General features: G+C 70.2%; 11 protein-coding genes. 5 read left to right on the top strand and 6 right to left on the bottom strand.

The window, feature by feature from the left end:
• Nucleotides 1–6: 6 nt before the first annotated feature.
• The 3 genes from ACZZ98_RS12880 to sucC all read right to left on the bottom strand — a co-directional run bounded on the left by ACZZ98_RS12880 (nt 7) and on the right by sucC (nt 3,480).
• Nucleotides 7–1,248, bottom strand: a complete 1,242-nt coding sequence (locus ACZZ98_RS12880; RefSeq protein WP_463516610.1) for a cell division protein PerM — start codon at nt 1,246–1,248, stop codon at nt 7–9.
• Nucleotides 1,249–1,391: 143 nt separating this feature from the next.
• The gene (sucD, locus tag ACZZ98_RS12875; RefSeq protein ID WP_463516609.1) at nt 1,392–2,273 is read right to left on the bottom strand and encodes a succinate--CoA ligase subunit alpha; all 882 of its coding nucleotides are present in this window, start codon (nt 2,271–2,273) and stop codon (nt 1,392–1,394) included.
• Nucleotides 2,274–2,295: 22 nt separating this feature from the next.
• Entirely contained in the window at nt 2,296–3,480 is a 1,185-nt protein-coding gene (gene sucC, locus ACZZ98_RS12870) for an ADP-forming succinate--CoA ligase subunit beta (protein WP_463516608.1), read from the bottom strand.
• 241 nt (nt 3,481–3,721) lie between these two features.
• Between sucC and ACZZ98_RS12865 the strand changes: the two genes are divergently transcribed.
• Nucleotides 3,722–4,678, top strand: a complete 957-nt coding sequence (locus tag ACZZ98_RS12865) for an esterase/lipase family protein (RefSeq protein ID WP_463516607.1) — start codon at nt 3,722–3,724, stop codon at nt 4,676–4,678.
• A gap of 260 nt (nt 4,679–4,938) precedes the next feature.
• Nucleotides 4,939–5,670: a M23 family metallopeptidase gene (locus tag ACZZ98_RS12860; RefSeq protein WP_463516606.1), complete on the top strand. Its 732-nt coding sequence runs from the start codon at nt 4,939–4,941 to the stop codon at nt 5,668–5,670.
• A gap of 161 nt (nt 5,671–5,831) precedes the next feature.
• Here the strand turns inward: ACZZ98_RS12860 and pcrA are convergent, their stop codons facing one another.
• The 3 genes from pcrA to ACZZ98_RS12845 form a co-directional block, all read right to left on the bottom strand.
• The gene (gene pcrA, locus ACZZ98_RS12855) at nt 5,832–8,339 is read right to left on the bottom strand and encodes a DNA helicase PcrA (protein ID WP_463516605.1); all 2,508 of its coding nucleotides are present in this window, start codon (nt 8,337–8,339) and stop codon (nt 5,832–5,834) included.
• Between the two features lie 13 nt (nt 8,340–8,352).
• Entirely contained in the window at nt 8,353–9,942 is a 1,590-nt protein-coding gene (locus tag ACZZ98_RS12850; RefSeq protein WP_463516604.1) for an ABC-F family ATP-binding cassette domain-containing protein, read from the bottom strand.
• A gap of 732 nt (nt 9,943–10,674) precedes the next feature.
• Nucleotides 10,675–10,941: a PadR family transcriptional regulator gene (locus tag ACZZ98_RS12845; RefSeq protein ID WP_463517779.1), complete on the bottom strand. Its 267-nt coding sequence runs from the start codon at nt 10,939–10,941 to the stop codon at nt 10,675–10,677.
• A 221-nt stretch (nt 10,942–11,162) separates the two neighbouring features.
• Between ACZZ98_RS12845 and ACZZ98_RS12840 the strand changes: the two genes are divergently transcribed.
• From ACZZ98_RS12840 to ACZZ98_RS12830, 3 genes are all read left to right on the top strand, one after another.
• On the top strand, nt 11,163–12,908 hold the full coding sequence (locus ACZZ98_RS12840) for an HNH endonuclease signature motif containing protein (protein ID WP_463516603.1): 1,746 nt from the start codon (nt 11,163–11,165) through the stop codon (nt 12,906–12,908).
• A gap of 176 nt (nt 12,909–13,084) precedes the next feature.
• Nucleotides 13,085–14,071, top strand: coding sequence for a non-homologous end-joining DNA ligase (gene ligD, locus ACZZ98_RS12835; protein WP_463516602.1), 987 nt, complete (start codon nt 13,085–13,087; stop codon nt 14,069–14,071).
• Nucleotides 14,072–14,085: 14 nt separating this feature from the next.
• A complete protein-coding gene (locus ACZZ98_RS12830) occupies nt 14,086–14,925 on the top strand; it encodes a uracil-DNA glycosylase (RefSeq protein ID WP_463516601.1) in 840 nt (279 codons plus the stop codon).
• The last annotated feature ends 14 nt before the right edge of the window (nt 14,926–14,939 follow it).

Below are 14,939 nucleotides of genomic sequence, written 5' to 3'. Positions count from 1 at the left end.
GACAGCTCAGCGGCGCAGGCGCCAGGCATCCCAGGCCACGACGGTGAGCGCGCCGAGCGCGAGCTCCAGCCCGAGGACGAGCGCCAGCCACGGCGCCGACGTCCCCATGTCGGAGAGTCGGTAGGCGCCGAGCGAGCCGCCACCGAGCCCGTCGAGGAGGCCCACGGCGGCAGCGACCATGATGCACGCGATGACGGCCACCAACGCCTTGGTCCGCAGGGACGACAGGCGCGCGACGCCCTGGAGAGCCCGACGCCCGACGTGACCGCCGACGAGCACCGGCACGAGCACGAGCAGACGCAGCACCCAGGGATAGGAACCCGGCTCGGGGACGGCCCCGAAGACCGGCACGAGAGGCATCAGCCCGCTCGTCGATCCGGCGACGGAGGTGTGGGCGCCGTCGACGACGGAGAAGCCGGGTCCGGCGAAGAAGGACACCACCCACAGGGCGAGGTTGGGCAGGGACGCGAACTGGACCCCGCCCAGCAGCACGCCCCCGAGGAAGCCGGCACCGGCCTGCTCCTGGAGGCTGCTCACCGAACCCCAGGCGACGACCACGGCGCCCACGACGACGAGCGCCCCCAGGCCCAGCAGCAGGCCGAGGCCCCGCACGGCAGGACCCCAGGCCCGTCGGACCGCGTCGGGAGCGACCCACGAGTCGAACCTCGGGCCCAGGATGTCGGCATCCCGGGCCAGACGTCGCAGCGCCATCGCGAGCGCCAGGACGGGCACCCCGCAGAGCGGCACGACCAGGCTCAGCCATCGCAGCGGCAACGTCCCCGCCAACGTGAGGGCGGAGGCGAGGCCCACGGTGACGGCATACCCGAGCCACCAGCGAGCGGCGACGAAGACGACCGAGCGCGGCAGCAGGTCGCCGACGAGCGCGTCGTCGACGGCCGCTGTGTCGAGGGCGCGAGCCGCGCCCCGCGAGGCACCCCACACGGCCAGCGCGCCGAGCACCAGCGGGACGAAGGCGATGGTGGCGGTCGAGCCGAGGTGCGCCCCCTGCACGAGGAGCCAGAGGGACGAGGCAGCGCCGAGAGGTTCGCCGAACGTGGCTCCGGGTCGTGGGTCGAGCATCCAGCCGAGGACGGTCGGCACGAGGACGACGAGCAGTGAGAGCAGCCCGGTGCCGACACCGATGAGCACGTCACGCGCGGAGTCGGGCAGCCACGACGCGGCCGGCGACCCCTCGCCGTCCACGTCGTCGGAGGGGCGCACGCCCCGCAGCAGCTCCATGACCGTCATCGCGCCCAGTCTCTCCCGAGCAGGACCGCAGTCGTCGGCGCACACGCCGAGGCGCTCGGCGACCCGGACACGAAAAGCGAGCGGGCGGCATACCGAAGACTTCTCGGTATGCCGCCCGCTCGCCTTGCGCGCGAAGGCGTGGCTCAGAGGTTGCGCATGATCTCGCGCATGAGCTCGGCCGTCTCGGACGGCGTCTTGCCGACCTTGACCCCGGCGGCCTCGAGGGCCTCCTTCTTGGCCTGGGCGGTGCCCGACGAGCCCGAGACGATGGCGCCGGCGTGGCCCATGGTCTTGCCCTCGGGAGCCGTGAAGCCCGCGACGTATCCCACGACGGGCTTGGTGACGTGCTCCTGGATGTAGGCCGCTGCCCGCTCCTCGGCGTCGCCACCGATCTCGCCGATCATGACGATCGCGTCGGTCTCGTCGTCGGCCTGGAACGCCTCGAGCGCGTCGATGTGCGTGGTGCCGATGACGGGGTCGCCGCCGATGCCGATGGCGGTGGAGAAGCCGAACTCACGCAGCTCGTACATCATCTGGTAGGTCAGGGTGCCGGACTTCGACACGAGGCCGATGCGTCCGGGGCCCGCGATGTCACCGGGGATGATGCCGACGTTGGACTTGCCGGGGCTGATGAGGCCGGGGCAGTTCGGGCCGATGATCCGCGTGGCCTTGCCCAACGAGTAGTTGAAGAACTCGGCCGAGTCCTTGACCGGGATGCCCTCGGTGATGACGACCACGAGCGGGATCTCGGCGTCGACGGCCTCGACCACGGCTGACTTGGTGAAGGCCGGAGGCACGAAGACGACGGAGACGTTGGCGCCGGTGGCCTCCATGGCCTCCTTGACCGACCCGAAGACGGGGATGTCCTTGCCGTCGACGTCGACCGAGGTGCCGGCCTTCTTGGGGTTGACTCCACCGACGACGGCGGTGCCGTCAGCCAGCATGAGCCTGGTGTGCTTCATGCCGACAGCGCCGGTCATGCCCTGGACGATGACCTTGCTGTCAGAGTTCAGAAAGATTGCCATGTGCTGTGTTCCTCGTCCTTGGTCAGTTGGCCGGGGCCTGGGCGGCGAGCTCGGCGGCCTTGGCCGCGGCGCCGTCCATGGTCGCTTCGATGGTCACGAGCGGGTGGTCGCGCTCCGCAAGGATGCGGCGACCCTCCTCGACGTTGTTGCCGTCGAGGCGCACGACGAGTGGCTTGGTCGCGGCGTCGCCGAGCGTGTCGAGCGCGCCGACGATGCCACGGGCGACCTCGTCGCAGGCGGTGATGCCACCGAAGACGTTGACGAACACGGCCTTGACCTGCTCGTCGCCCAGGATGATGCCGAGCCCGTTGGCCATGACCTCGGCGCTCGCACCGCCCCCGATGTCGAGGAAGTTGGCGGGCTTGGAGCCGACCGACTCGCCGGCGTAGGCGACGACGTCGAGCGTGCTCATGACGAGACCCGCGCCGTTGCCGATGATGCCGACGTTGCCGTCGAGCTTGACGTAGTTGAGGTCCTTCTCCTTGGCGGCGGCCTCGAGCGGGTCGGCAGCGGCCTTGTCCTCGAGCGCGAGGTGGTCGGGGTGGCGGAAGTCGGCGTTCTCGTCGAGCGTGACCTTGCCGTCCAGCGCCACGATGTCGCCGTCGTTGGTCTTGACGAGGGGGTTGACCTCGACCAGCGTCGCGTCCTCGTCGCGGTAGACGACCCACAGCTTCTCGAGGACGGGCACGATCTTGGCGCCGGTCTCGGCGTCGAAGCCGGCCGCGTCGACGATCTCCTGGGCCTTGGCCGTGTCGATGCCCACGTTGGGGTCGACCGCGACCTTGGCGAGGGCCTCCGGGCGCTCGACGGCCAGCTGCTCGATGTCCATGCCGCCCTCGACGCTGCACATCGCGAGGTAGGTGCGGTTGGTCCGGTCGAGCAGGACGGAGAAATAGTACTCCTCGGCGATCTGCGCGCCCTGGGCGATCATCACCTGGTGGACCGTGTGGCCCTTGATGTCCATGCCGAGGATGGCTTCGGCGTGCTGCTGCGCCTCGTCGACGGTCTTGGCGACCTTGACGCCGCCGGCCTTGCCTCGGCCACCGGTCTTGACCTGCGCCTTGACGACCGTGACGCCGCCGCTCCTGGCCCCGATCGTCTCGGCGGCCGCTCGCGCCTGCTCAGGGGTGGTGGCGACTGCTCCTGCCAGCACGGGTACACCGTGCTTCTCGAACACATCGCGTGCCTGGTACTCGAAAAGGTCCACGGATTCGTTCCCGTCCTCACGTCGTCGTCTGCTGACCGCTGGTTGGTTCGGGCCGAGCCTAGACCCGCCGCGCCGGGACCAGAGCCCACGGGTATCGATCGGGTGATGCCCGACACGTGATCCTCACTACATCAAGGACCCCGGTGGCGGGGTACTACGGTGAAAACACCATGGATGCATCAGCGAGGACGCGCCCGGTCGGACCGGCCCGCGCACGCACCCCCGCCGGCCGCGGATCCCGATGAGGGGCCACGCCCGTCGCGCCGCGACGGCCGGCGCGTCGCTCGCCCGTGGTGTCGGGAGCCTGCTGACCCCGAGGGCCATCGTCGGGATGGCGATCGAGGGCGCCTGGGTCAGCACCCACCTGGTGACCTACCCGCTCGGGATCTTCCAGGTGCGGGCCGAGGGCCTGCGGGGCTACCGGATCGAGCACCTGGCACCCGTGCAGCGCGGCCTGATCATCTCGCACCTCGAAGCCTCGGGGACCCCGATCCTGCTGGTCCACGGCTTCGTCGACAACCGGTCGATCTTCACCCTGCTGCGCCGGGGCCTCACCCGTCGCGGGTTCGGCTCGGTCTACGCGATGAACTACTCGTCACTGACCGCCGACGTCCGCACCGCCGCCGCCCAGCTCGGTGAGGAGATCGAGGCGATCGTCGCCGAGACCGGCTACGAGAAGATCCACGTCGTCGGGCACAGCCTCGGCGGCCTCATCGCCCGCTACTACATCACCCGGCTCGGCGGCGACGAGCACGTGCACACGCTCGTCACGCTCGGCACGCCCCACCAGGGCACCTACAGCGCGTACGCGCTGCCGAGCCGCCTCGGCGCGCAGATGCGCCCCGGCAGTGGACTCATGCGTGAGTTCGAGGAGCCCGCACCCGGGTGCACGACCCGGTTCATCTGCTACTGGTCGGACACCGACGTCATCATCGTCCCCCAGGCCAACGGCGCCCTGCGTCACCGCGACCTCTCGGTCCGCAACATCCGCCTGCACGGGGTCGGCCACATCTCGCTGCCCATCGTGGGCGACGTCGTCCATGGCATCTCGACGGCGCTCGCAGAGCTCGACCAGGACGGCGGCACGGTCACCGCCGGCGTCACCCCGCTCGCCACTCGGGCACGTCCCGACGACGGCGTCCGCCTCCGTGGTCGACGCGACGGGAGCGGACGGCATACGGCCCAGGCTCGTTCCTGACCGGGCTGGAAGGTGACTCCGTCGGCACGAGCCGGCGACTTCCGCATCGACTCGCCATCGGCGAGCCGGCATCCTCGCAGGTCAGCGCTCTTTGTGGACAACGAGTTTGTATAACGGTCAGGTCACGGTACGGTGGTGCCTCCCGTGTCCCCTGCACGTGAGGTATCCCTGTTTTGACTTCCTCTTACCAGGGGCGCCACCGAGGCCGTCATCGCAAACCTGCGACGACCCGCGTCTCTCGCGCCCTTCACCCTGGCTTCGTGTTGCCCACGGCCGCTGCTGTGGCCCTTGTGGTCACCGCCACGGGGGCGACCGTTGCCGAGTCCGCTCCGCTGACGCTCGACCTCACTGCCGCGCAGGCGCAGACCGCGCGGGACCAGGCCGCCACCGAGGTCGCCCAGCAGGCTGACCTCTCCACGCGCCGCCAGCAGGTCGCCATCCAGACCGCCGCCCTCCAGGGCCGGGTCACGGAGCAGAAGCGCGTGGCCCGCAACAAGGCCCGGGTCGCCGCCGCGGCCAAGGCCAAGGCCGCCGCCGAAGCCGCTGCCGAGGCTGCTGAAGCCGCCGCCGAGGCTGCCGCACAGGCCAAGATGCAGCGCGAGGGCAAGCGTTGGGTCATGCCCATCGAGGGTGCGTCCTTCACGTCCGGCTACGGCATGCGGTGGGGACGCATGCACTGGGGCAACGACTTCGGCACCGCGATCGGCACGCCGCTGCGGGCCATGTCCCGTGGCACCGTCACCTTCACCGGCAACAACGGCAACATGGGCAAGCTGGTGCGCATCACCTACTGGGACGGCACCGAGTCCTTCTATGCGCACATGAGCGGCTACTCGTCCGCTCCGGGCGACGAGGTCATGCCGGGCGAGATCGTCGGCTACACGGGCAACACGGGTCGCTCCACCGGCCCGCACCTGCACCTCGAGATCCACCCCGAAGGCGCCGGAGCCGTCAACCCGGCTCCCTGGCTCGCCGAAAAGGGTCTGCAGTGAGCTGAGGCTCCTGACTTACGGTCGCAAGGGCGGCACCCGTCGAGGGTGCCGCCCTTCGTCATTGCCGGACAACGCCGGGTGTCGGCGATCAGGGGTCTCACGCGCGCCTGAGAGCCCCGATCCCCGACACCGGGGCAGAGGAGGTCAGGGTGTGGTGCGGGTCAGAGCTTCTCGAGCGGGGCGAAGCGCAGCAGGAAGCGCTTGACACCCGTCTCACCGCCGAAGTCGACCTCGGCCTGGGTCTTGTCGCCCTCACCCATGGTGCGGACGACGCTGCCCATGCCGAACGAGTCGTGGGTGACCTTGTCGCCGGGCGCGAGCGGGATGATCGGCCGGTTGCCGGGCGAGCGCACACCGGGCCGGGCGGCCAAGGAGGCGACGGCCGGACGTTGGCCGCGCTGCCCGATGGCCGCAAGGCCGCTGAGCTCGCGCTCCCACGAGAGGAGCTCGGCCGGGATCTCGTCGAGGAAGCGGCTGGGCGGGTTGTACTGCGGCGCCCCCCAGGCGGAGCGGACGGCGGCCCGGGACAGGTGGAGGCGCTCGCGGGCCCGGGTGATGCCGACATAGGCCAGCCGCCGCTCCTCCTCGAGCTCCTTGGGGTCGCCGAGCGAGCGCAGGTGCGGGAAGGTGCCGTCCTCCATGCCGGTGAGGAACACGACGGGGAACTCCAGCCCCTTGGCCGTGTGCAGGGTCATGAGGGTGACCACTCCCTGCTGCTCCGCCTCGACCGAGTCGGGGATCTCGTCGGCGTCGGCGACGAGCGAGACCTGCTCGAGGAAGTCCTCGAGCAGGTTGACCTCGCCGGTCTCGGCTCGGGCCTCGTCGAACTCACGGGCCACGGCGACGAGCTCCGCGAGGTTCTCCACGCGGGTCTCGTCCTGCGGGTCGTGGCTGGCGCGGAGCTCGGCGAGGTAGCCGGACTTCTCGACGATCGCCTCCAGCAGGTCTGCCACGCCGGCGTCGTCGTCGTCACGGACCTTGCCGAGGTCCTCGAGCAGCGCGGTGAACCCCTTGATGCAGGCGATGGAGCGGGTGGCGATGCCGGGCGCGTCCTCGGGGCGGCCCAGGGCCTCGACGAACGTGATGCGCTCGCGCTCCGCGAGGGCGGCGACGACGGCCTCGGCACGGTCGCCGATGCCGCGCTTGGGCACGTTGAGGATGCGGCGCAGGTTGACCGTGTCGGCCGGGTTGGACAGCACGCGCAGGTAGGCGAGCGCGTCCTTGACCTCGCGACGCTCGTAGAAGCGGGTCCCGCCGACGACCTTGTAGGGCAGGCCCACCCGCACGAAGACCTCTTCGAGGGCTCGCGACTGGGCGTTGGTGCGATAGAAGACGGCGACGTCACCGGGCCTGACACCGTGCTCGTCACCGAGCTTGTCGATGGAGCGCGCGACGAACGACGCCTCGTCGTGCTCGTTGTCGCCGACGTAGCCGATGACCGGCGCCCCCGAGCCCGAGTCGGTCCACAGGTTCTTCTTGCGCCGCGACTCGTTGCGCGAGATCACCGCGTTGGCGGCGGTGAGGATCGTCTGGGTCGAGCGGTAGTTGCGCTCGAGCAGGATCGTCCGGGCGTCCGGGTAGTCCTCCTCGAACTCGACGATGTTGCGGATCGTCGCGCCGCGGAACGCATAGATCGACTGGTCCGCGTCGCCGACGACGACGAGCTCGCTCGGCTCGACCGCGTGCTCTCCGCGCTTGGCGTCCGAACCCACGAGCTCGCGGATCAGCTGGTACTGCGCGTGGTTGGTGTCCTGGTACTCGTCGACCATGACGTGGCGGAAGCGGCGACGGTAGTGCTCGGCCACGTCCGGGAAGGCCTGGAGCATGTGGACCGTGAGCATGATGATGTCGTCGAAGTCGAGCGCGTTGGCCTGGCGCAGACGACGTTGGTATGCCGTGTAGGCGTCCGCGAGCAGACGTTCCGTATGGGTGCCCCCGGGGTTCTCGGCGCTGGGCTCGGCACCCACGCGGGCGGCATACGTCTCCTCGTCGACCAGCTCGTTCTTCAGGTTGCTCACCTGGTGGGTGAAGCTGCGTGGGTTGTAGCGCTTGGGGTCGAGGTCCATGTCGCGGATGACCATCGACATCAGCCGCTGGCTGTCGGCGGCGTCGTAGATCGAGAACGTCGACTTCATCCCGATCTTGTCGGCCTCGCGGCGCAGGATCCGCACGCACGCACTGTGGAACGTCATGACCCACATCGCCCTGGCGCGCGGGCCCACCAGGTCCTGGACGCGCTCACGCATCTCGGCGGCGGCCTTGTTGGTGAAGGTGATGGCGAGGATCTGGCCGGGCTGGACGCCCCGCGCGGCCAGGAGGTAGCCGATGCGGTGGGTCAGGACGCGGGTCTTGCCCGAGCCGGCGCCGGCGATGATGAGGAGCGGGCCGCCCGCGTGGACGACGGCTTCGCGCTGCTCCTCGTTGAGGCCCTCGAGCAGGGCCTCCGGGTCGGCTGCGGGCCGGGCGCCCCAGGCCGGCTCTCTTGGAACGGAGTCGTCCGCGGCGCCCTCCACTGCCCACGAGGGGACTCCGGCGGCGTTGACGAGCGCCGCGTGGGCGCTCACGTGCGTGTCGTGGTCCGTCGTGGGTGCGTTGTCGGGGTCCGTGGCGGGATCGGGGTCGCCGAGGCCCGAACCGTTGAACTCCATGCCATCAAAAAGGGTGCTCATCTCAGGACCAACCCTACGTCGTGGCACCGTCACCCAGGAGCACGCGCAGGCCGGTCCAGCGTTCCCGGAGCCAGCGGTCGTGACTGGCGACGATGACGGTCACGGGGGTGCGGGCGAGGGCGGACTCGAGCTCCTCGACGAGCGCGAGCGAGAGGTGGTTGGTCGGCTCGTCGAGCAGGAGGAGCTCGGGCTGCCGACCGATGACGACGGCCAGGGCGAGGCGCCGTTGCTGCCCCTCGCTGAGCAGGCCCACGGGACGGTCCACGTCGCGCGGATGGATGAGGCCGAGCTCGCCGAGGAGGACCTCCGAGTCCGTCGCACGATAGGTCTGGCGGACGGTTGCCGACGGGTCGGCGAACTCGACGTCCTGGGTGAGGAGGCCGATCCGTCGCGCGCTGACCTGCACATCGCCGGCGTCCGGGGTGATGCGACCCGCGAGGACCTGGAGCAGGGTCGACTTGCCGGAGCCGTTGGCTCCCTCGATGAGCACGTGCTCCCCTGCCCCGACGTCGAGGCGCGGAACGTGGACGCGACCGTCGACGACGAGGTCACGCACGCGGACGGATCCTGCGCCGGCAGCGGTGAAGTCGCCGGCGAACCTCAGTGGTGGGCGCGGCTTGGGCACCCTGTCTCGTTCGAGCACCTCGATCCGCTGCTGTGCGTCCCTGCTCCTGCGGCTCGCGGACTTCTGCACCCGGGCCCCCTTGAAGGCGTGGATGAACTTGTCGTTGTCGCGCGGCGCCCGGTTGTGCGCGACGTCGGTCGTCGTCGTGCGCGCAGCGGCACGCAGGTCGGCGAGCTCGGTCTGCTGGACGGCATACGCCTCCTCCCAGCGTCGCTGGGACTCGTGACGAAATCCGAGGTATGCCGTGTAGTTGCCGGTGAACCGTCGTCCGCCTTCGCCGTCGGTCCCGAAGTGGGTGGGGTCCAGGTCGACGACTGCGGTGCAGACCCTGTCGAGGAAGGTGCGGTCGTGGCTGGCGACGAGCAGGGCGCCGGGCAGGGTGACGAGCTCGGATTCCAGGTGGTCGAGGGCCTGGTCGTCGAGATGGTTGGTGGGTTCGTCGAGGACGAGGCACTCCGGGCGTCTGGTCAGGAGGGCGGCGAGGGCGAGGCGGCTGCGTTGGCCGCCGCTGAGCTCGGCGACCGTGCGGCGGCGGTCGATGGCGTCGAGGCCTAGGCGGTGGGCAGAGACCTGTGCGCGGCGGTCGGCATCCCAGGCGTCGTGGAACGTTGCCCAGCTGAGCAGGTCGTCATAGGCCTGTGCCGCAGTGGGATTGGTCAGGTCGTGGCTGAGCCTCTCCAGATTGGCGACGGCGTCATGGAGGGGTGCAAGTGCCTGGGTGAGGACCTCGCCGACGGTGCTGTGGGGGTCGAGGCCGCTGTCCTGGGCGAGGTGGCCGAGGTCTGCTGGGGTCGCGATGGAGCCGTGGTCCGGGGCCTCGATCCCGGCGACGAGACGGATGAGCGTGGACTTGCCCGAACCGTTCTCGCCGATGAGCCCGACGCGCTGGCCCGGGGCCACGGTCAGGTCGATGGCGTCGAGGACGGTGCGGCCTTCGTAGCCGTGCGAGACGTCGCGGACAGTCAGGGGTTGGGACATGGGACTCCAGCGGGAGTGGTTCGGGTGCTCGCGCGGGCCGTGGGCCTCGGGCGCGTGCGGGTCGCTGGGTCAGTTCTTCATGATGGGGACGAGGCTAGCGGTTGACAAAGGCCCGCCGCACCCGAGTTTTCCACGACTGACGCGGCGCCCAAGGTGGTGCAGGTGGCTGGCTCGCACTGTTGGGCGAAGGGCCGGTGAAGAAGCCCGCCGCAATGCCCGCCACCGCGACCAGGGCAAGGAGCCATCGCGGCACCTCGACGAGCACGGTCGATGCGGCCCAGCTTCTCGACGGCCCAGGCGAGCATGGCGACGGTGACGGCGAACACGCCGACAACCGCGAGTCTCACCGGCCACGCCGAGGGGATGGTGCTCTCACCCAGACGCGAAGCCCGGCGACGGCTCCAACAATCCTCCGGTCCACGGGATCAGACCGACCACGCAAAACATGACGACGAAGCTGACAGCGTCCGAGCCGTCGAGCGGAACACGCTCGCCCCACCCTCGGTCAGCGAACATCGCGGTGATGCCGCTGGCTATGCCCGCCGCGGGCAGTGTCCACAGCAGGACCTGCCCGGCCCACCGCCGCCGAGACAGGGAGCGCCACTCCCGCGCGTAGTCGACTGGCTGTCCAAACGCAACCACTAGGTCCTCGCCGGTTGCGGCCACGTGACCTTCGACCTGCGCAACTGTTCGCTGAGCTCTCGGATGTAGTGCCCTCTGGACGTGCTCATCTCATCCCCTCAGTGCCGTGGTCATGGTCGTCGAGAAGGTGAGCCAGCCGTTGCGGCCCGCGTCGAGCTCCACGCGGCCAGCGTCGGTGAGCCAGAAGTACTTGCGTGCGGGTCCCGAGTCACCCGTCACCCACTTGCTCTCGACCAACCCGTCGTCCTCGAGCCGGGCCAGTAGCGGGTAGATCGTGCCGCCCTTGATCCCCTCGAACCCGTAGGCCGCAAGGCTGGCCATGAGGGTGTAGCCATATGCCGACGTCTCCCGTGACAGGGCCGCCAGGACGGCAAGGTCGAGGACACCTTTGAGCCATTGGCTCTGCCGGTCCTCACGCCCCTTCGCCCGCCCATGAGCAGATGGTGTTCCTACCTAAGTAGGAATGTCAATTGTCCACACCATGACGCGAGCGCTGCGGCACGTGTTCGCCTGCGGCAGAACCGAATTCGCCTGTGGATGGCTTGTTGTACGAACGGACGTTCGAGTATGATTGAGACATGGAAAGCACCGCTGCGACCGCCGCCCTGGAGGGCCGGTATGCCGCGTTGTCTGCTTCCGCTTCGGACATGAGTTCCGAGGAGCTGCTGGACGTGATCGAGCTGGCGCAGCGGGAGAAGGATGCGGCGTCGGCCCGGCAGGCGATCGCGTTGGCGCACCTGTCCGCGCGGGACTCGCACGTGCAGGAGGACGGGACCTCGGTGGAGGTGCACCACGGGTTGGGGTACCAGCGTCTTGACGCTCCGGAGCTGGCTGCGCCCCGGTTGGGGTGTTCGGTACATGTCGCGGCGAACCGGGTCCTGGATGCGGTCCGTCAGCTGACCCGCACCCCTGGGGTGGTCGATGCGATGGCCACTGGTGACCTGGATGAGCACCGGGCGCGGGTCGTGACGGAGGAGACGGAGTTCCTGTCCCCGGAGTCCGCGGCGGAGGTCGTGGACCGGGTCAAGGACGTGTGGGGGCAGCTGACAACTGGGCCCTTGCGCCGGCTGCTGGCTCGCACGGCGGCGCAGGTCGACCCGCACGCGGTGACCGCCCATGCTGAGGACGAACGTGCCCGGCGCGGACTGACCCGGCGCACCGGGGTGCACGGCACGGACCACTGGCGGGGGGACTTCAAGGTGGAGCAGGCCCGGACCGCGTGGGCTGCGGTGACCGAACGTGCCCGTCAGCTCGTGCGTGACAAGCAGGCCGACTCCCTCGAACTCGCCCGCGCCGACGCGATGATGGAGCTCATCCTCGAACACTCCGACGTCAAGGTCGTCGTCCACGCCACCCGCGCCGCCGACGACGACGAGGCGCCTGTGAGCGACACGGCTCAGGCCACCGCCACCGCCACCGCTACCGCTACCGCTACTGGCACTGGCACTGCCGCCGGCTCCGGCTTCGGCTCCGGTGAGGACCTCGTCGAGGTCGGTGGGCTGGGCGCTTCCGGGACGACGTTCGTGCGCCGGGACTGGCTCCATGCCGCCGGCGCCTCCGACCCGGACCGGGACCTCACCTGCGACCGTGGCACCGGCGCGCTGGTGGCCGGTGACATCCCGAAGGCGTTCGCCCGCGGCCAGGACAGCGCCCGCCGCGCGCACCAGAGCCGGGAACGCGCACGAGAACGCGCTCGCGAGAAGGCCCACGAACGCGGAGACGCACCACCCGCGAGCAATGCACCGCCTGACGACCTCATCGCCGACTCCTACCGCGTGCCCGACCCCATGGCCCGACTCATCCGGCTGCGCGACGGGTCCTGCCGCTTCCCCGGCTGCGCCACCCCCGCACGCCAGTGCGACCTCGACCACGTCCGACCCTGGCCGACCGGCCCCACCACCCCGACCAACCTCATGGCGTTGTGTCGACGTCACCACCGCATCAAGCAGCGCGACGGCTGGACCGTGCGCCTGCACCCTGACGCCACCGCCACCTGGACCGACCCCACCGGCCTGGCCACCACGACCTGGCCCGTGGACCACCTCCACCTCGTCACCGCCGGCCGCACCCACCGCGACCCCACCACCTCGACGCCCGCCCCAATCGACCCCGCCGACATCCCCACCACCTTCGAAGAAGAGCTGGCCGAGCTCCTCGACAGCCACGACATCCCACGACACCCCCGCGCGTACCCGGTCTCGTTCGACATCGACGGCAACACCTACGGCGGACCACCACCAGGCATCGACTATGACCGCACTCCCGGTTGGGGGCGCTACCTCGTCGACTTCCCGCCCCGACCACCAGAAACCATCCCCTTCTGAAGTCATGCTGGACAGGGCTGAGCGCTCCCGGCCGCATCCACGGTGGCGAGCCTGTGCCCACAACCCACGTGCTGGTCCACACAGGTGTCGTCCTGATGCCGCGCCTTGTCGCACTCACCGGACTACCCAGTCTGCTCTGACCGCGTGAGGTGGGCGGACGGCATACGGTGTCGTGCATGGCTTCTCGCAAGGGTGAGTTCGGCGAACCGGTGATCCTCGACGTCGCCGGTCACGAGGTGAAGCTGTCGAGTCCTGAGCGGGTCTACTTCTCCGACCGCGGCGAGACCAAGCTCGACCTCGCCAACTACTACATCGCGGTCGGCGACGGCATCCTCAACGCGCTGCGCGAACGACCGACGATGCTGCACCGCTTCCCCGACGGCGTCGACGGCAAAAAGGTCCACCAGAAGCGGGTCCCCAGAGGGGCGCCGCCCTGGCTCGAGACGGTGCGCCTGCACTTCCCGAGATATGGGCTGCACGCCGACGAGCTGTGCCCCACCGACCTCGCCCACGTCATCTGGGCGGTGCAGATGAGCACCGTCGAGTTTCACCCGTGGAACAGCCGCCGCGCCGACACCGAGCAGCCGGACGAGTGGCGCATCGACCTCGACCCGATGCCCGACGCACCGTTCGACCGGGTGCGCCGCGTCGCCCACGTCGCCCACGAGGTGCTCGACGAGCTCGGAGCCACCGGCTTCCCCAAGACCAGCGGTGGCCACGGCCTCCACGTCTACGTCCGGATCAAGCCCGACCACGGCTTCCAGGAGGTCCGTCGAGCCGCTCTGGCCTTCGCCCGGGAGGTCGAGCGCCGCGCACCCGAGGATGTGACGACGACCTGGTGGCGCAAGGACCGCGACCCGGAGGCCGTCTTCGTCGACTACAACCAGAACGCCCGCGACCACACGATCGCCAGCGCCTACTCGGTGCGCGGCAACACGACCGGCACCGTCTCCACGCCGATCCGGTGGGACGAGGTCGACGACGTCGAGCCCCAGGACTGCACCATCGCCACGGTGCCTGAGCGGTTCGCCGAGCTCGGTGACCTGCACGCCGACATCGACAAGCACGTCTTCGACATCGCCCCGCTGATCGAGTGGGCCGACCGTGACGAGCGCGAAGGCGCAGACATCCCACCGGAGCCCGAGGACGACGGCAAGCCGTGACGGGCAGTGACGGCGTGACTCGCGTCGGCCCGGACCCGCACCCGATCACCGGGAAGCCCCACCTCTCCCCCGTCCAGCCCGGCACCGGCTGGCCGGGCGATCCCGCGACGTCACGCACCCCCGTCGCCCACAACCCGAGCGAAGTCCAAGACCTCGCGAACACGGCGGCGAGCCTCGCCGAGGTCGACGCCCGCGTCACCGTCTGCCGTGCCTGCCCCCGGCTCGTCGACTGGCGCGAAACCGTTGCGAGAGAGGGTCGCCGGGCGTCGTTCGCCGACCAGCCCTACTGGGGACGCCCCGGCCCGTCGTTCGGCGACGCCACCGCCGACACCCTCATCGTCGGCCTCGCCCCCGCCGCCAACGGCACCAACCGCACCGGCCGGATGTTCACCGGCGACGCCTCTGGCGACTTCCTGTATGCCGCCCTCCACCGCACCGGCTACGCGAACCAGCCGACCTCGGTCGCCTCCGGCGACGGCCTACGGCTCACCGGCATACGGATCGTCGCCGCCGTGCGCTGCGCCCCTCCCGCCAACGCGCCCACACCGACCGAACGCGCCACGTGCGCGACCTGGCTCGGCCGCGACCTCGAGCTCCTCGGCGACCGCCTCCGCGTCATCATGACGCTCGGCGCCATCGGCTGGAACGGCGTCCTCGCCGCGACGACCACGCTGGGCTGGACCGTCCCGAAGCCCAGGCCGAAGTTCGGCCACGGAGCCCGGGTGGAGCTGCTCACTCCCAGCGGCCACCCGGTGCGTCTCGTCGGCTGTTTCCACGTGAGTCCCCACAACACCTACACCGGCCGCCTCACCCCGCCGATGCTCGACGACATCCTCACGAGCCTGCGGAACTGACGAACGCGACACAT

It is taken from the genome of Knoellia sp. AC549 (genome assembly GCF_979258975.1).
This window is presented reverse-complemented; position numbering and strand designations above follow the sequence as displayed.